This window comes from Anatilimnocola aggregata (genome assembly GCF_007747655.1).
GTDB classification, from domain to species: domain Bacteria; phylum Planctomycetota; class Planctomycetia; order Pirellulales; family Pirellulaceae; genus Anatilimnocola; species Anatilimnocola aggregata.
On record NZ_CP036274.1, the window covers coordinates 1,440,383 to 1,457,863 of the forward strand.

The 17,481-nt window shown below is 59.2% G+C and carries 14 protein-coding genes and 1 pseudogene; 9 read left to right on the forward strand and 6 right to left on the reverse strand.

Annotation, left to right across the window (positions count from 1 at the left end):
• Positions 1-185: 185 nt before the first annotated feature.
• From cysK to ispG, 4 genes and pseudogenes are all read left to right on the forward strand, one after another.
• Positions 186-1,163 carry a cysteine synthase A gene (gene cysK, locus ETAA8_RS05585; protein WP_145086090.1) on the forward strand — a complete coding sequence of 326 codons (978 nt, stop codon included), beginning with the start codon at positions 186-188 and terminating at the stop codon, positions 1,161-1,163.
• Positions 1,164-1,564: 401 nt separating this feature from the next.
• Positions 1,565-1,693: pseudogene (locus ETAA8_RS05590) on the forward strand (phosphopantetheine-binding protein); the annotation flags it as partial.
• Positions 1,694-1,940: 247 nt separating this feature from the next.
• Positions 1,941-3,857 carry an IGHMBP2 family helicase gene (locus tag ETAA8_RS05595; RefSeq protein WP_145086093.1) on the forward strand — a complete coding sequence of 639 codons (1,917 nt, stop codon included), beginning with the start codon at positions 1,941-1,943 and terminating at the stop codon, positions 3,855-3,857.
• Between the two features lie 162 nt (positions 3,858-4,019).
• Positions 4,020-5,168: a (E)-4-hydroxy-3-methylbut-2-enyl-diphosphate synthase gene (ispG, locus tag ETAA8_RS05600; RefSeq protein WP_145086096.1), complete on the forward strand. Its 1,149-nt coding sequence runs from the start codon at positions 4,020-4,022 to the stop codon at positions 5,166-5,168.
• A 16-nt stretch (positions 5,169-5,184) separates the two neighbouring features.
• Here ispG and ETAA8_RS05605 read toward each other — a convergent pair whose 3' ends face one another.
• From ETAA8_RS05605 to ETAA8_RS05615, 3 genes are all read right to left on the reverse strand, one after another.
• Positions 5,185-5,766 (reverse strand): Uma2 family endonuclease, encoded by a 582-nt coding sequence (locus ETAA8_RS05605; protein WP_145086099.1) that lies wholly within the window; start codon positions 5,764-5,766, stop codon positions 5,185-5,187.
• Between the two features lie 99 nt (positions 5,767-5,865).
• Positions 5,866-7,452, reverse strand: a complete 1,587-nt coding sequence (locus ETAA8_RS05610) for an FAD-dependent oxidoreductase (protein ID WP_145086102.1) — start codon at positions 7,450-7,452, stop codon at positions 5,866-5,868.
• Between the two features lie 18 nt (positions 7,453-7,470).
• Positions 7,471-8,256, reverse strand: a complete 786-nt coding sequence (locus tag ETAA8_RS05615) for an SDR family oxidoreductase (protein WP_145086105.1) — start codon at positions 8,254-8,256, stop codon at positions 7,471-7,473.
• 130 nt (positions 8,257-8,386) lie between these two features.
• On the opposite strand from ETAA8_RS05615, the gene ETAA8_RS05620 reads away from it, so the two are divergent.
• Positions 8,387-9,145, forward strand: coding sequence for an SDR family NAD(P)-dependent oxidoreductase (locus ETAA8_RS05620; protein WP_145086108.1), 759 nt, complete (start codon positions 8,387-8,389; stop codon positions 9,143-9,145).
• Between the two features lie 168 nt (positions 9,146-9,313).
• Positions 9,314-10,984, forward strand: coding sequence for an energy-dependent translational throttle protein EttA (ettA, locus tag ETAA8_RS05625; RefSeq protein WP_145086111.1), 1,671 nt, complete (start codon positions 9,314-9,316; stop codon positions 10,982-10,984).
• 514 nt (positions 10,985-11,498) lie between these two features.
• Here the strand turns inward: ettA and ETAA8_RS05630 are convergent.
• Entirely contained in the window at positions 11,499-11,795 is a 297-nt protein-coding gene (locus ETAA8_RS05630; protein WP_145086114.1) for a hypothetical protein, read from the reverse strand.
• 152 nt (positions 11,796-11,947) lie between these two features.
• Positions 11,948-12,460, reverse strand: a complete 513-nt coding sequence (locus ETAA8_RS05635; protein ID WP_145086117.1) for a MogA/MoaB family molybdenum cofactor biosynthesis protein — start codon at positions 12,458-12,460, stop codon at positions 11,948-11,950.
• 118 nt (positions 12,461-12,578) lie between these two features.
• Between ETAA8_RS05635 and ETAA8_RS05640 the strand changes: the two genes are divergently transcribed.
• Together ETAA8_RS05640 and ETAA8_RS05645 are read left to right on the forward strand one after the other, a co-directional pair.
• Positions 12,579-13,844 (forward strand): HEAT repeat domain-containing protein, encoded by a 1,266-nt coding sequence (locus tag ETAA8_RS05640; RefSeq protein ID WP_145086120.1) that lies wholly within the window; start codon positions 12,579-12,581, stop codon positions 13,842-13,844.
• Between the two features lie 34 nt (positions 13,845-13,878).
• Positions 13,879-14,541 (forward strand): hypothetical protein, encoded by a 663-nt coding sequence (locus ETAA8_RS05645; protein ID WP_145086123.1) that lies wholly within the window; start codon positions 13,879-13,881, stop codon positions 14,539-14,541.
• Between the two features lie 15 nt (positions 14,542-14,556).
• On the opposite strand, the gene ETAA8_RS05650 is transcribed toward ETAA8_RS05645, so the two are convergent.
• Positions 14,557-16,191: a sigma 54-interacting transcriptional regulator gene (locus ETAA8_RS05650; RefSeq protein WP_145086126.1), complete on the reverse strand. Its 1,635-nt coding sequence runs from the start codon at positions 16,189-16,191 to the stop codon at positions 14,557-14,559.
• Positions 16,192-16,750: 559 nt separating this feature from the next.
• Between ETAA8_RS05650 and ETAA8_RS05655 the strand changes: the two genes are divergently transcribed.
• Complete coding sequence (locus ETAA8_RS05655) at positions 16,751-17,182, forward strand: hypothetical protein (RefSeq protein WP_145086129.1); 432 nt, start codon at positions 16,751-16,753, stop codon at positions 17,180-17,182.
• The last annotated feature ends 299 nt before the right edge of the window (positions 17,183-17,481 follow it).

The following is a 17,481-nucleotide window of genomic DNA, read 5'->3' on the forward strand; positions in this document are numbered from 1 at the left end:
CTCAACTTGACAAGCCGCGCCGCTCACCGGTAACTTGCAAGCCTTATCGAGCAGCTGACCGGACCACCGGAAGCCAGCGCACCGCAGGTCGGCCGCTGGCATTTTTTATTGACGGATCATTTCATCACTGGCCGACTTCGCCCGGGCGATACTCTCCGGCGCTGTCAGCAGAAGGAGCACTCTTCATGGCACGCTGGTTACCGGACAATTCTCAGGCGATCGGTCGGACTCCCCTCGTTAAGCTCAACCGCGTGACGGACGGCGCTCCATGCACCGTGCTGGCCAAAATCGAAGGGCGCAACCCGGCCTACTCGGTGAAGTGCCGCATCGGGGCCGCGATGATTTGGGATGCCGAAAAGCGCGGGCTGCTTGGTCCCGGCAAAGAGCTGGTCGAACCGACGAGCGGCAACACCGGCATCGCGCTGGCCTTCGTCGCCGCGGCCCGGCAAATTCCTCTTACCCTGACCATGCCTGAGACGATGAGCCTCGAACGGCGCAAGCTGCTCGTCGCCTTCGGTGCCAACCTGGTGTTGACCGAAGGTCAGCGGGGCATGAGCGGGGCAATTAACAAGGCCGAAGAGATTGTGGCCTCGGACCCGAACAAGTACGTCTTGCTGCAACAGTTCAAGAATCCGGCGAACCCCGCCATTCACGAACAAACAACCGGCCCCGAAATTTGGGAAGACACCGACGGCGCAGTCGACATCTTTGTCGCCGGTGTGGGGACTGGCGGCACGATCACGGGCGTTACACGCTATCTCAAGCAAACCAAGGGGAAGGCGATTAAGTCGGTCGCTGTCGAACCCACTGCTTCGCCCGTCCTCACGCAGCAGCGGGCCGGCCAGCCGTTGAAGCCAGGGCCGCACAAGATTCAAGGAATCGGCGCGGGCTTCGTTCCGGCGATTCTCGATATGACGCTGGTCGACGAGATCGAGCAGGTCACGAACGAAGAAGCGGTCGAGTATGCTCGCCGCCTCACCAAGGAAGAAGGCATCCTCGCCGGTATCTCCTGTGGCGCTGCCGTCGCTGCTGCCGTGCGCGTGGCGAAGAAGCCCGAAAACGTTGGCAAAACGATCGTCGTCGTGCTGCCCGACTCCGGCGAACGCTACCTCAGCTCGATCCTGTTCGAAGGCGTCTTCGATGCCGAAGGAAAGGCGAAGTAGTCATCTACTTAGCCCGACGTGCGAGCGAGGGAAAATCCTACTTAGCCCGACGCGTGAGCGAGGGAACTTTAGCATCGATCGTCCGCAGCGAGTGAACCAAATTTCACCAAGGTTCGCTCGCTGATGTGCTCCCGCAATGTGGGTTCTTCCCCATGATTCTTGCTTGCAGAGCTTGATGCGCGCTGCCTCGATCAGAGCGGAGTCTCGCTATGATCTCATCGCGCACGCCCGAAGGCGACAGCAACTTATGCCCACTCTGCGGCAAAGATGTCGTCATTGAATCTTCGCTGCTAACCCACGACGCTCCCTGCCCACATTGCGGGCACCTGCTGTGGTTCATTGCCGTGCGCGACCAAACGCAACTGATTTTCTCAGCGCAGGAACGTGGGACTACGTCTCGCATGCTGCGCATCGTCGCTGAACAGTTGGGAGTCTCGGTTGAACAACTGCTTCGCGAGAACAGGACGCTCGATGAACTGGGGGCCGACTCGTTAGATGTAGTGGAGTTGGTGATGGAACTCGAAGAAGAAAGCGGCCCGTCCTGATCGGGCATCTTCGATGCTGAAAGATTGCAAGCCACCCAAGTGGTAATTTCAATCCGCGATTTCCTTACTTTCCAATACTCTGCGGATTGGAGCCTTCGATGATCGCCCGCTACAAGTTGTTCAGGTCGAGCTTTGATTCCTGGGAAACGATGTGTCAGCAGGCGGCCGACTTCCTCACCGAGAACGGCCCCAGTCCTCTTGACGCCTCGGCGTGGTCCGCCACGATTGTGGGATGCCTAAGTTTGTCGAAGAGCATTTTGCTCGTCTGCTGCGATGTTTGAATCAGGAAGCTGCTGCCGAGGCAGCGATGGCCCGCGCGCGGCTGCAGCGAATGACGCCGCAGGAGGCCGAGCGAACCGGGGCAAGCCTGGTCGGACTGACGCTGCGGGACGAGACCACGGGGCTCGGTGGCCGAGCGATTCTCACGCTGGGAAAGCGAGACCTGACGCAGAGCTTGCCTTGGACGCGGCTGAGCACCGGTTCGCCGATTCTGCTCAGTGAAGAGAAGGTCGATGATGGGGCGACGGTGCGCGGCATCGTCAGTTGGCGCGACAAGCAGACGATTGAATTGGCGCTGGCTTATTCGCCCGAAGCAGTGGCCGATCGACCGACCTGGCGTGTCGATCTGTCGAACGACGAAATTGCTCGCGACCGCCAGCGGTTCGCCTTACAACGGGCACTCTCAGCCGAAAAAGGCCGACTGTTCGAACTGCGCGGAGCACTGCTGGGAGAAGAGTCACCCGAATTCAAACCGGCAATCGCGCCGGCGGAGTTGCCAGCCGGGACGCTGCTGAATGCTTCGCAGCGGGAGGCGATTGCCTTCGCCCTGTCGGCGCAAGACGTGGCCATCATTCACGGCCCGCCAGGAACCGGCAAGACGACGACAGTGGCCGAACTGATTCGCCAGGCCGCAGCGCGCGGCGAGAAAGTGCTCGCCACCGCGCCCAGCAACATGGGTGTCGACAATCTGCTGGAGCGACTGTTGCGAGCAGGCGTGAAAGCGGTGCGACTTGGTCATCCGGCCCGCGTGCTGCCGGAACTGCGCGAGCATACGCTCGACTTGCTCGTGGAGAATCATCCCGATCTCAAAGTCGCGCGACGCTTGCTCAAAGAAGCTCGGGTGCTGCGCGATCAGGCCAGTCGCTTTAAGCGCGCCAAGCCCGCGCGGGGTGCCAAGCAAGAGATGCGGGCCGAAGCGAAGGAGCTGATTGCCGATGCCACGCAGATCGAGCGGCAGGTGATTGCTGAGTTGCTGGACGGGGCCGAAGTCCTCTGCGTCACGCTCACCGGGCTCGATCACGAAGTGCTCGGGCCGCGGCAATTCGATTTGGCGGTTATCGACGAAGCGTGTCAATCGACAGAACCGGCTTGCTGGATTCCGCTCCTCCGTTCGCAGCGACTCATCCTGGCTGGCGATCATTGCCAGCTGCCCCCCACCGTCGTCGCCACCGAAGCGCAGCGCGAAGGCTTTGGTGTGAGCCTGCAGGAACGGCTCATCAAACGTTATGGCGAGAAGTTGATTTCGCGCCGGCTGACCGTGCAGTACCGCATGCACACCGCCATCATGCAATTTTCGTCGCGCGAGTTCTACAACAACGAACTGGTCGCCGATCCTTCCGTCGCCTCACACTTGCTGTGCGACCTGCCGGAGATCGAACGGATGCCGCTCACCGAAACGCCGCTCGAATTTGTCGACACCGCCGGGGCCAGCTACAACGAAGAGCAAGAACCCGATGGCGAGAGTCGTCGCAATCCCGAAGAAGCCAGGCTGGTCGAAAAGAAGGTCGACGCGCTGCTTGCCGCGGGTGTGGCCCCGAGCGAGATTGCCGTGATTTCGCCCTATGGTGCCCAGGTGCGGCTGCTGCGGGAGTTGCTCGGCGAAGACGGGCCAGAAGTGGACACGGTCGACGGCTTTCAAGGCCGCGAGAAGGAAGTAGTCGTGCTGTCGCTCGTCCGCTCGAACAGCACTGGCGAAATTGGCTTCCTCAGTGACACTCGCCGCATGAACGTCGCCCTGACCCGCGCCCGCCGCAAGCTGATCGTCATTGCCGACAGCTCGACCATCGGCGGCCACCCGTTTTATGCCCGCCTGCTCGAATATTTCGATCAGCAGGGAGCGTACCGCACGGTGTGGGAAGAGGTGGAGTAAATGCAGAATGTAGAACGCAGAAGGCAGAATGAAGGCGGGGAGACTGTTTTTCATTCTGCCTTCTGCGTTCTACATTCTGCCTTCCAGTGATGTTGTCAATTTTCCTGCGGTTGTTGAGAATAGGTGTTGGTTAGCAACTGCGGCACGCCTGGGGAGACTTTGGTGCAAATTCAGCGGAACCCGACACGGTCGGTCAAGATTGGCTCGATCTTTCTCGGCAGCGAGCACCCGATTGCCGTGCAAAGCATGACGGCCACGCATACGCAGGATATCGATGCGACCGTCGCGCTCGTGAACGACCTGCAAGCTGCGGGGGCCGATGTCGTGCGGATTGCCGTCGACAGCAAAAAGGACGCTGAGGCACTCGCCGAGATTCGCAAGCAAACCACGGCGAACCTCTCGGTCGACCTGCAAGAGAACTATCGGCTGGCCGAACTCGTCGCGCCGCATGTCGATAAGGTCCGCTACAACCCGGGGCATCTCTATCATCACGAACCCACCAAGCCCTGGCAGGAAAAAGTGACTTACCTGGCCGGTGTTGCCAAGGATAACGACGTCGCCCTGCGCGTGGGCGTGAACTGTGGCAGTGTCGATCCCGCAAAGAAAGAAAAGTACGACCCAGCGGATTCGATTACACCGATGCTCGAAAGCGCTTGGGAGCATTGCGACTTGCTCGATGGGCTCGACTTCACGCGCTACTGCGTCTCGCTGAAGGACAGCGACCCGCGGAAAGTGGTGGAAGTGAACAAGCGATTTGCGGAACGTCGCCCGGACGTGCCGCTGCACTTGGGTGTGACCGAAGCGGGCTTACCACCGGATGGCGTCATCAAGACTCGCATCGCTTTCGAACAACTGATTGGCCGCGGCATTGGCGATACGATTCGCGTTTCGCTGACGGTGCCGAACAATCGCAAGAAGGAAGAAATTGAAGCGGGACGCAAGATCATTGCCGATATCGCCGCTGGGCGAGTTCGCAGCGTGGTCGATTACGGCCTGCAAACACTCAACATCATTGCTTGCCCCAGTTGTTCGCGCGTCGAGAACGAAGCGTTCATCGAACTGGCCCAGCAAGTGAAGGAAATGACCCGCTACGCCGAAAAACACGCCATCACCATCGCCGTGATGGGCTGCCGCGTGAACGGCCCCGGCGAAACCGACGACGCCGATCTGGGCCTCTGGTGCGGCCCGAACTTCGTGAACCTCAAGCGGGGCGGCATCGAACTGGGCGCTTATCCCTATGACGCAATCCTGGGCAAGCTGAAGAGCGAACTAGATGCGCTGGTCGCGGCACGAATCGTCTCAAGCGCATAGCAGCGACGTATGTGCCTTATTCGCCGATTGGGCCGTTGAGTAAGTCCTTGACGTCCAGCAACTCTCTCAACTTGCAGCGGAAGCCGGGAACAACTTCTTCGCCGTCTAGTGGATCGTCCGCGTTGATGATGACGCCGCGTCCATCAGGATGATAGACGCTGGCCTTCCGCGCAGCTGGATCGATGACCCAAACCAAACGCACTCCTGCAGTGAGGTAAAAATTCACCTTTTCAAATACTTCGGCTGCCAAGTCGTTGGGCGAAATTACTTCTACAGCCAAATCCGGAATGAACCGAGCATGGGCCAGTGGTAGCTCCGCCGACAGCAGTTTTGCGGCCGACACAAACGACACATCCGGTCGGCGCACTTGCGGTGTTTCTTCCATCGGGAACAGGTAGCTGGCGTCACCGGGGGCCACGAGTCCCAGTGAGTTTTTCACTACATAGTTGCTCAGGCGACGAAACAGCTCCCCGCTGATGACCGTTGATCGCCAGCCCACGGATTTTTCCACCAAGTTGCCGTTAACCAATTCGAAGGACTTCTGACCAGGAAGGCTCAGAAGCTCAGGCGTAGTTAAGGAGGAAGCAACAGTTGCCATGAGAACACTCGTTAAACCTGCAGGGCGGATCGTCTCTCCACTCGATTGTACTGCAAAACTCGGGGAATCAGAAATCCGGTTTGTGGTTCAAATTTGTGTTCAGGTTGGTGCCGTCGCGATCTTCAGGTCACTCGCTAACTTCGCCGGATCAATCGCCGCTACGTCCATCGATTGCTCATGCGCGCGGAAGGCAGCATAGCCGGCGATTTGGCCCGTGGTCATCCAGACGGGTTCCATCCGCAGCACGCTCATGGCGACATGCGTACACGACATCGCCACGGGGACGAGCAGGTTGTCGATGTTTTTGGGAAGCAACGCGCCATAGGGAATCTGGCCGGGCCGCGCGGGGCCGGTCGCTTTGCTGGGGTACCACAGCACTCCCTCCATGAAACCGTCGACAGCTTTGCTCCGGTCCTGGCAGGGATGGACGTCGAACGAATGTTCGCCAAGAGCAATCGGATGTTCAACCCGCGGCGTGCGGCCATCTTTGTCCGGCATGAAGTTCAGCTGCGTGATCTTGGCTCGCCCCTCGATCCGCCGCCCCTGACGAACATAGATTTGCCACGGCCAATGTCCGCTGGTCACAAACTCCTGCTTGTGCAAACCGAGCGAGGCTACTTGCGAACGAATGTTCTCGGGCACGCGTTTGTCGTTCTGCAAAAACCAGAGCATGCCAGCAGCATGGTCGATGTGAAATTTCGCCAGCTGAGCGCGGGGCTCTCGTGCCGCTTCGGGCCAGGTCCAGTTTTTGCCTGGGCAATTCAAACTGGTGAGCCACTCGATATGGCCGTTCGCTTCGATCTTGCGCCCGGGGAGTTTCGCTCCGCTCGACCACCGTGTCACGCGGCCGCTCTTGAAGTCGCCCAGCAGCGGCTCGAAATCGGGCAGATGCTCTTCGTAGGTTGCCGGCTTTTCAATCGGCACTCGCTGGGCGGGATCATCGGTGAAGATCGAGCGGGCACAGAAGGCTTGAATGGCCGGCGAAGCCTGGCCCGAGTCAGCCGTGACGATCTGCTTGCCGGTGCGAAAGTTCATGTAATGAATGCCAGCCAGCGGCTCGTTGAATTCATCCTGCGCCTCGCGACCCACGCGATAAGGCACCTTGGCTGCTGCGGCCAGATCGCCTTCATACGTGCCGTCGATGAAGGTCTGTGCTCGAATCAACTGCGTCGCTCGCTCCCCCTCCAGCCGCACGCTAACAATCTTCGCGCCCTCGCATTGGGCCGCCTCCAAGTGATGGGCCGGCAAATAACGCAACCTGGGTGCCTGCAGGGCAATCATCTGGTTAAAGACCCGCTGAGCGACCGAGGGCTCGTAATACCAGCCGTCGTGAATCAGTTTGAAATCGGGATGCTGCTCGCCCAGCATGCTCACATACTCTTCGCGCACGCGGCGGACGAACTCGAGCACCAGCCCGCCGAATAAGTGGCGACGAACGGCATCGGTCGTACATAGCCCGCTCGCGGCCATGCCGCCAGGATGAAGATAGGGACAAGCGAGCGTGACTCTCAGGCCGCGCCGGGCTGCTTCGATCGCCGCTGCAATTCCGCCTGGCGTGCTCCCATAGACAAAGACATCGCAGGCGGAAGACTGGGCTCCTTTGTCGTTGCCCGCCGCTGATTGAACAGCCGCGAGCGCTAGCGAGCCAGTGGCCAGAGTTGTTTGGAGAAAATCGCGACGTTGCATACTGCACCTAAAAAGTCTTTACGTGGTCACGGCCCGGTCGAGATGCGTGTAGCCACCATCGACATGAATCAACTGCCCGGTGGTGTGGCTCGAACGCGGCGAAAGTAAGAAGACGACCATGTTGGCAATTTCCTCGGCCGTCGTCATCCGCCGCTGATAAGGAATGCGCGCTTCGATCTTGGCCCGCTCGCCATCCGGATCTCCCAGCGTGCGAATCCACTTCGCATAGAGCGGCGTCCAACACTCGGCAACAATGACTGCGTTCACGCGAATATCGTACTTGCCCAGCTCGATGGCCCATTCTCGCGTGAGTGCGTTCCGTCCACCGTTGGCCGCCGCGTACGCCGAAGTATGTCCTTGGCCGGTCTCACTCACTTTGCTGCCGATGTTGACGATGGCTCCCTTTGTGGCCTTCAGTTGCGGCAAGGCAAACCGGGCCATTTCGTAATAGTGAACCAGGTTGCGCTGCAGCGACGCGAGAAATTCTTCAGTGCTGCCGTCTTCCAGGTTGATGTTGTCATTAATCCCCGCATTATTGACGAGGCCATCAATCCGCCCACACTGCGCGACTGCTGACTTCACCGCCCGTTCGCACGCGGCACTATCCGTCAGTTCGGCGACAATCCCGATCGCTCGGCCACCGCGGGCGACGATCTCGTTGACAGCCTGATCGTTATCGCTCTGACTGCGGCCAATGATGACGGGAATCGCCCCTTCCGCCGCCAGCACATCGGCAATGGCGCGGCCAATTCCTTTGGCACCACCGGTCACCAGAATCACCTGATCTTGCAGTTGCAGGTCCATCGCGGGCTCGTCGAGAGAGGATACGGGCTAGGGAGAAACGACCATCATAGCTGGCCCGTTTTCAATCCGCCCGTCGTTCGCTAGATTCAGGCTCGCACTATCTCTCCCCCTCTTCGCAGGAGCCGCAGCTGTGACCAAATTCTCGCTCGCTGGACGTGTCGCACTGGTTACCGGCAACAGTACCGGACTGGGCAAGGCGATTGGTCTGGTGCTGGGACAAGCGGGGGCCAAGGTCGTTGTGAACTATGCCAACAACGCGCAGCGGGCACAGCTGGCGTTCGACGAATATCGCCAGGCGGGCATTGAGACCGCGCTGGTGCAGGCCGACGTGACCAGCGAAGAGGGAGTCGAAAAACTCTTTCGCGAGACCGAAGCCAAGCTGGGCCAGGTCGATATCATCGTGCCGAATGCAACCTGCGAGCAACCTCACAAGACGATCGAAGACTACGACTGGGCCTTCTATCAACGGATGCTCGACTTTTTCATCAAGAGCCCGTTCTTGCTCGCCAAACGCGGCCTGCCTCACATGAAGCAGCAGCAGTGGGGCCGCTTCATCAACATTACCAGCGAGGTCTTTCATCGCTCGGTGGCTCCGTTTAGTGCCTATGTTGCTGCGAAAGGTGGCCAGGTCGGTTGGTCGCGCAGCATGAGCCGCGAATTGGCTCCGTATGGCATCACCGTGAACATGGTGGCCCCCGGTTGGATTCCCGTTGAGCGCCACGAGAACGATCCTCAAGAGGAAAAAGACGCTTATCACGCCCTCATTCCCGCTGGTCGCTGGGGCGTGCCTAAAGATGTCGCTGAAGCGGTCCTCTACCTTGCCAGCGACGAAGCCTCCTTCGTCACCGGGCAGACCATCTGCGTCAACGGCGGCATGACACCCTGGTAACCTCGTGGCATAGGCTTCCAGCCTGTGAAGCATTCAATGCCGGACAGGCTGGAAGCCTATACCACTTGCGCCTGCCACTAGCCCTGCTCCAAATGCGACCGAGGCTCTATAATCGAGGGTCTTTGGATTTCGGCAAATTGGCACGCATAGGTACGAGCGCGGACGAACATGAGCAGGCAATACATCTATCAGGTCGAAGCACTCACCAAGAAGCATGGCCCGCGCGAGGTGCTGAAGGAGATCTGGCTCTCGTTCTATCCAGGTGCGAAGATCGGCGTGCTCGGGCGGAACGGCTCCGGCAAGAGCACGCTGCTGCGGATCATGGCCGGGCAAGATAAGGATTTTGATGGCGAAGCCCGCCTGACCGACGGCTTTACGGTTGGCTATCTGTCGCAAGAGCCGCAGCTGAATCTGCCGACGGTTTGGGACAACCTGCAAGAGGCGATCAAGCCGCGGCGCAAGATCGTCGATCGCTACAACGAGATTAGCGGTCTGCTCGCGGAGCCGATGGACGACGACAAGATGCAGAAGCTGTGCGACGAAATGGCCCGGCTGCAGGACCAGATCGAAGCCACCGGCCTGTGGGAGCTCGACCGCGAAGTCGAAATCGCCATGGATGCGATGAACGTCGCCGAACGGGACGCGGAAGTGGCAAAGCTCTCTGGTGGTGAACGCCGCCGCGTGGCCATGTGCCGACTGATGCTGCAACAGCCCGACCTGTTGCTGCTCGACGAACCAACGAACCATCTCGACGCCGAAGGGGTGAACTGGCTCGAACGGCACCTGAAAGATTACAAGGGGACCGTCGTCGCTGTGACGCACGATCGGTATTTTCTCGATAACGTCGCTCAGTGGATTCTCGAACTCGACCGCGGCCACGGCTATCCGTTCGAAGGGAACTACTCGGCCTGGTTGATCGGCAAGGCGGCCCGACTGCAAATCGAAGAGAAGCAAGGTCAGAACCGCGACAAGGTTCTCGCCAAGGAACTCGAATGGGTCCGCATGTCTCCTAAGGCGCGGCAGGCGAAAAGCAAGGCACGTATTAAGGCCTATGAGGAGATGTCGCAGCAGAAGATGGATGACAAGATTGAGGATTACGAAATCCAGATTCCACCGGGCAAGAAACTGGGCGATCTTGTCGTCGAAGCGAAGAAGATGTCGAAGAGCTTTGGCGAGAACGCGCTCATCGAAAATCTCGATTTTCGTCTGCCAGCCGGTGGCATCGTGGGGATCATCGGCCCCAACGGCGCCGGCAAGACGACGCTGTTCCGCATGATCATGGGAACCGAGCAGCCGGATAGTGGCGAGCTACGCGTCGGTACCACCGTCGATCTGGGCTATGTCGATCAAAGCCGAGATTCGCTCGACGACAATAAGACCGTCTACGAGGAAATCTCCGGCGGCGTCGATACGTTCGAAATGGGCGGACGCAAAGTCAACATGCGCGGTTATGTCTCGCGGTTCAACTTTAAGGGCCCCGACCAAGAGAAGAAGGTCGGCATCCTCTCGGGGGGTGAACGAAACCGCGTCCACCTGGCGAAACTGCTTCGCCGCGGCTCGAATGTCCTGCTGCTCGACGAACCGACGAACGATCTGGATATCGACACGCTCCGCGCTCTCGAAGAAGCGATTCTCAATTATGTGGGCTGCGTGGTGGTCATCAGCCACGATCGCTGGTTCCTCGACCGCATCGCGACCCACATCCTTGCGTTTGAAGGCGAAGGCTACGTGCATTGGTGCGAAGGAAACTTCGCCACCTATGAAGAGCAGCGGAAACAACGCCTGGGCATCGCCGCCGATGAACCGCATCGGTTCAAGTACAAAAAGCTGGTGCGGTAGGATTTGTCTTCGCCGAGTGCGAAACGGCAGGGGAAAATCTCGGACGCACTTGCTTGACAAGTATTCACTAAGTAGTGATAATGCCGCTGGCTGCTTTGGCAACTTGGTGGAATAAGTCTGCGCGCGTGGCGGCAACCGTTCGCGCGGCTGCTCGGGATCGTTTTTTGGCTCGGCTGTTCAACGGCCGCAAGCGGCTCGGTTAACCGCAGATTGAATGGGCCACGAACCAGGTAAGCGGCCGAGTTTATCAACAAATAGGCTGATTGCAGCAGTGGTAAATTAGCCGCAAGTTGTTGACAAAAAATGACTTAACCTTGATGCGAAGAATGGGTCGGTGTTGATAAATCGGGGGGCAATGCCGACCAGAGGGCAACAAAAAAGCCCCGCTGAGGTGACGGGGCTTTTAGTCGTTTGTCGTTGTCTGGCGGTCACGCCGGGGAAATAGCATCCGCAGCAGCCAAAGAGGAGAGCGTGGCTGTCGCAAGATTGCCTGATTTTGCAGTGCAACTAAAAACTACAGCACTGTGCTGTAATGGGCACTGGGTTGCAGGGACGGATCGAGATTGCCTTGCACGCGTCCCGCCCCGCCAGCCACATTCCCCACCACACTTAAGATAATGCCCGCCACCAGCATGCCGAGCGGAATCTTGGCCTGCTCCATGTGTTGCACACCATAGATGATTGCGGCGATACCGCAGAAAATGCTGACGATACCCCACACGATGTCGCCATTCTGGAAGGCAATGACAACGATCCAAATCAAGCCAACCAGCGACAGCACCGAACCAAGCAACCCAAGCATCATCATCATGGCAGCCTCAATGAAAAGAGTTTGCTACGGTGTGCGGAGTCGTTCCGCGGTTTTCCGTGCGGTGATAGTCTAAAACACCTCCCCCAAAAATGCTACCAGAGTTTTTTTCGAGAACTGAGGCAGTTTGGAACGAGTTGAACAGCTCGCCGTGGCTAGCGACTGGCTTCTCGAACCAGGTGCCGCAACTGCGGGATGATGACCTTTTCCATCGCCAGACGAACGCCGTTGGGGGATCCGGGCATGGTGAGAACGACCTTCCCCCGCATCACGCCGCCAGCGGCCCGGCTGAGGATCGCCGCCGGGCCGATCTCGGCGTAACTTAACTGGCGAAAGAGTTCGCCATAGCCTGGCAGAGGCTTGTCGAGCAGGGCCGAAACCGTTTCATAGGTCTGGTCGCGACTGCTGATGCCGGTCCCCCCGGTAAGCAGGATGGCGGCGATCTCGGGCCGGCCCGCTAGTTCCGACAGCAGTTCACGCATCGGCACCGGTTCATCTTTGATGAGATACCGGGCTGCCAGCTGATGACCGGCTGCCAGCAGATGGTCGATGACCGTCTGCCCGCCGGTGTCGGTCTCGGTGGTGCGGGTATCGCTGACGGTAATGACCGCGACCGATAGCGCCGCCGGTGCTTGCTGTTCGTGCTGCTGGTGGATGGGGAGGGGCATGGGTTGGTTGAGGAATGATAGCTGAGATTCAAAACGCTTGCCGCTGGCGGTCGACTCCACCTATATTTAACAGCACGGCTGGTGGTTGCCCACTCATCGTCAAACCGAGCCCTTGCGGATGCCTTCGCTGTTGCCACTTCGCGTCCGCCTGATTCACTCCCTGGGAGTGTTCGGCTGCGTGTTGGTCACCGGCTTGGTTGCAAGCAACGCCTTGGCACTGGATGTTCTCACGCTCGAATCGGGCGGCGTCGTGCAAGGTGATTGGCTGAACCGGGACGAGCAACCACTCACTCACTACCGCGTTCGTACAGCCGGCGGAGTGGTCATTTCACTGCAGCTGACCCAGGTTCGGCAAGCCGTTCGCGAGCCGTCGGCGGCCAGCGAATACCAGCAACTGCTTCCCTCGTATGGCGACACAGCTGCCGAGCAATGGAAGTTGGCCGAGTGGTGTCGTCTGCAGCAGTTATCCAACGAGCGCGGGGTGCATCTCTCGCGGGTGATAGAACTCGACCCCGAACATGCGCAAGCGCGCCGCGCGCTGGGCTTCGCCCTGATCGATCGCCACTGGATTCGCCCGGCCGATGCCAAGCGCAAAGACGGCTTCGAACTATACAAAGGGCGCTGGCGGACGATTCAGGAAATTGAACTGCTCGAAACGGCCGCCAAACGCGAGCTGGCTGAAAAAGAATGGCTGCAGAAGGTTCGCCGCTGGCGGCGCGATCTGGAGACCGACAAGGCCCGCGAAGCGGCGCAGCAGCTGACGCAGATTCAAGATCCGATGGCGATTGCGCCGTTGGTGGCTGTGGCCAGCGACGACCCGAATCGCCGCGTGAAAATGATGTTTCTGGATATCATCGCCGCAATCAAAGATTCGGCCGCGGTGCAGGCGCTGGTGCATGTCTCGCTGCAAGATGCCGACGAGGAGATCTTTCATTACTGCCTCGAAAAGATCGTCAAGCTTAACCCGCCGCATATTGCCGATCCTTACGTCAAGGCGCTGCGCGATACAAACAACATCCGCATCAATCGCGCGGGGATTGCCCTCGGACGCATCGGCGACCGCTCGGCGATTGCACCACTCATTGCCGCGCTAGTGACGACCCACACGCGCACGGTTGGTCCCACGCATCGCGGCGCGGGCGATACGGTCAGTCAATCGTTTAATACAAGTTCGCAGCCCGGCGTGAGCGGGACGTCGTTCAAGGCGAATGAAGGGCCGAAGACATACGTCTTTCGCGTACAGAATCAGCACGTGCTCGATGGGCTGGCGCAGCTTGCGCGGGGCGTGAATTTTGGCTACGACTCTCGCGCCTGGCAATATTGGCACGCTCAAGAGAAGCAATCGCAGGCCAAAACCAGCGACCTCGACAGCCGGCGCGAGTAGAATGCAGGAGCCGGAACCTTAAGGAGGCTCTTCGATGAAACATTCGCTTGTATCGCTCGGCACCACCTTGGTGCTGGGTTCTGTTTCGCTGGCTCTTGCGCAGGAAGTGCCCGCTCGTCCCTACGATGGCATTCAGGCGGGGCTCGATGCCTATCAATTGGGCGAAGAGCGGCGGCAAGCCAACGTGCAGGCACAAATTCAAGCCAACGACGCAGCCCGAGCATCAGCTGGCTTGCCGACGACGCGCGGCGAGACAATTTACTACTACGGCGCACCGACCTCGTTTGGCTATCGTAGCTACGGCGTGGTGCCGTGGGACACAGCCTATGCGTACGGCGGCTTCGGTGCTGCGGTTTCGTATGGTCGCTTTGGCCGCAGGGCCGTGGTCTTTGGCACCGGGCCGTTTGTTGGTGGTCCCGCGTTTTCGCCGTGGCCGTATATTCCCGGCGATATCTATGGCTATCAAACGCAGCCGATGGTTCGCCAACCCATTGGTCAGCGGCAAGTGCAGACGGGAGAGAACACCTGGGAATCTCATCCGGTGTACGATCCGCCATTACCGAATCGTCCGGTGCTGCCACCCGTCGATTCTCCTCTGCTGAACAACACACCCTTCGCGACGCAGCCACCAGCTGAACCACTTCCCGCAGAACCGATTCCCTCGCCGGGCCGCAGCAATACAGCGCGTGATTTTTGACGTGGCTGGGTAGGCCTACAGCAGCCCGAACTTTTTCATCTTGTTGTAAAGCGTGACGCGGCTGATGCCGAGTTCGGCCGCGGTCTCTTTGCGGCGGAAGTTGTTACGCTGCAGCGCGTCTTCGATGATGCGCCGCTCGAGCACATCGACCCGCGCTTCGAGCGAAGCACTGGTGACGCGCGACAAGGCGGGATTCATCGCCGGATTCATCGTGGGCGAGAGCGAGGGAGCAGACTCCATCGTCGGCTGGCCGGTGGCAAACGAGCCAGCATAGCTGGGCATGGGCTGCTGCATGTGCAGCGGCACCTGGGGCCGGTGAGTTTGCGGAGTTGGCGAGGGCATCCGCGGGCGAACTCCCATGCCGGTCGGAATGTTGTTGCTGTTGAGCGCCAGTCGATCTTCCGAGACATGCAACGAGTTCATTTCCATGGCTGCTTGATGCGTGGCCAGCGACGACGTATGCCCTTGCACCGCAATCCGAATCGGGCTGGGGAGATCGTTGATGGTGAGCATGCCGCGCTGGCAATACAGCACCGCGCGGCGAATCACGTTTTCCATTTCGCGAATGTTGCCCGGCCAGTTATAGGCCCGCATCGCATCCAAAAAGCTCGGTTCGATTGAGCGGAGCGGAATGCCATGCGTGCGGCTGTGCTCAATCGCAAATTTGCGAACGAGATATTCGACATCCCACGGGCGATGCCGCAGCGGCAGCAAGTTGAAATTCAGAATGTTGAGGCGATAGTACAAGTCGGTTCGAAAGCTACCATTGCGAACCAGCTCTTCGAGGTTGTAATTCGAAGCGACAACCAACCGAGCTTGCGAGTATTGAGTTTCGTTGCTGCCGACCGGTTCGTATTCGCCGGTTTCGATCACCCGCAGCAACTTGGCCTGCTGTTCCATCGGCAACACGTCGATTTCGTCGAGCAACAGCGTGCCGCGGCCAGCAGCTGCGAACTTACCTTCGCGATCGCGGTCAGCACCGGTGAAGGCACCCTTCACATAGCCGAACAGTTCGCTTTCGATCAGGTCGGGTGGCAATGCTCCGCAGGCGACAGTGCAAAAGCGATCGTCGCGGCGTTCCGACAGTTCGTGAATCAAGCGGGCGAGAAACGTCTTGCCACTGCCCGTTTCGCCAATGAGCAGGACGGTCACATTGTGCCGCGCCGCCACCTTGATCTCCTCCATGGTGTCGAACATTTCGGGCGTGAACGTAATCAGCGAGCGCGAGCGGCCATGCAACTCTTTGTGTGGCATCTGGCTCCAGAATCCGGCCAGCTCGCCTTCGAGATCTTGGCGGTTGTTGAGCAGCCGGCGAAATTGATCGTAGTCGAGCGGCAACATCAGGCAGTGGTCGATGGCTTTCTCGGCCAGCTTTTGCAGGCGCTGCGGGCAGTCAGCTGCGACCAGGCCATAAACGGGCGAGTTCACGACCGCTTCGTCGAGTTCGGCCACAAAGCGACCCGGCGATAGTTCACCGAGCGTGTCAGTGGTCAGATGCACGATGACCGCTGCCCCGGGATGCGCCGTAAAGCACATGGGCAGCAGCGCGAGCGACTCGCAAGGAACGATGACAAATCCAGCTTCGAGTTGCGTCTGCAGTTCGAAGAGTAGATTTTGGTCACGGGTCAGGGCAATCAGGGCTGTCGTCATCGGAGCACCGTGGGAAGAACTCAGTCGGAGAGCGCAAAGAGGCCAGCAGAGTCGGTGAAGTGACAGCGTCGAATGCTGCCGATGTATCACCGGCCTACTCTTTTCACGCTAATCAGGCTGCAAACCTTACCGAACGCAAAATTGCCTTAGCGCGATGAGTTCTTTGTGAAACGTGGCCGGTTGTAGGGGCTGGGAGCAGGGTGCGGAGGTCAGCACTTAGCGGCAACGCATTTTTGCACTTCGCCCTGCCGGCTGGTCGGCGAGTTCTGACTCCTGACTTCAGCCCGCCGTGCTCCCGCCGCCCGCCCAATTTGGCAGAGTTTAACGATTGCACCAACGATGCACGTGGTAGCACTTGTTCTGGTGGTACCAAAGAAACTCGCAACTCCGTCTTCGCAGGTCGATGGACTATTACGCAGGTGCTGTTCTTGCTGGGCTCTACCGTGTTGCGGATCGAGCGCTGCAACCAACTCACACACTCAACCGACTGAATTTATCTCACCAGCAACGTGCGGGTTCACCGCGTAACCGGCTTTGCTGCCGGAGAGGAGCTTGATCCATGCATGCCATTTTGTTGACCGTGTTGGCTCTGTCGGGTGGCGATGGCGGTTCTGCTGTTACGGACTACAGCGTAGCTCCTGCGGGTCATCATGCGCAGTGCGACGAATGTGGCAATGGTGCAGGTGCCGGTGGCAAGCACCACCAGCCGCGCTGGATGATGCCCCAGACTTGCTATGGTCCCAAGTTCGGCTGCTATGGCACCGAACGTCACACGCATCGCTATCCGGCCTTTCATGGAACCTACTTTCGCCGGCCCTATAACTATCGCAACGTGTTCGACTATCCTTGGCACGCCGAGATGCACGAACCAACTTCGCTCTTCTCGTACCATGTGCAGGCCAATCAACAGCCGCAGCCCGCTGCACCGCAACCTGAGCCCGGCATGATTCAGCACTCGGCTGGTGCGTATGCCCCCGTCATCCGCCGGTAAGTCTCGCGCTCAAAAAGTACTTCCCGATTTGATTGGTTCTGGGGTTGCCGCCTGCAGGAGCCGGTAGTTGCCGTGTTCCGCAGCTGAAACATGGCACTTTTTGAGGGGGGCGGCTAACCCCGGTCGTGCTTGGCAACTGGCTGCGGAACACCGCCCAGCTTGGCACGAGGCATGTGAAATTTTCTCGCTGGCGATCCTTTGCGAGGAGATATTTCTCGAGTCATCCCCTTCTTCAATTCGGCAAAGCTCTGCTCCCCGGCCCGCTGACCTTGCTTTTCGTTCATTCTGGTCGCACAATA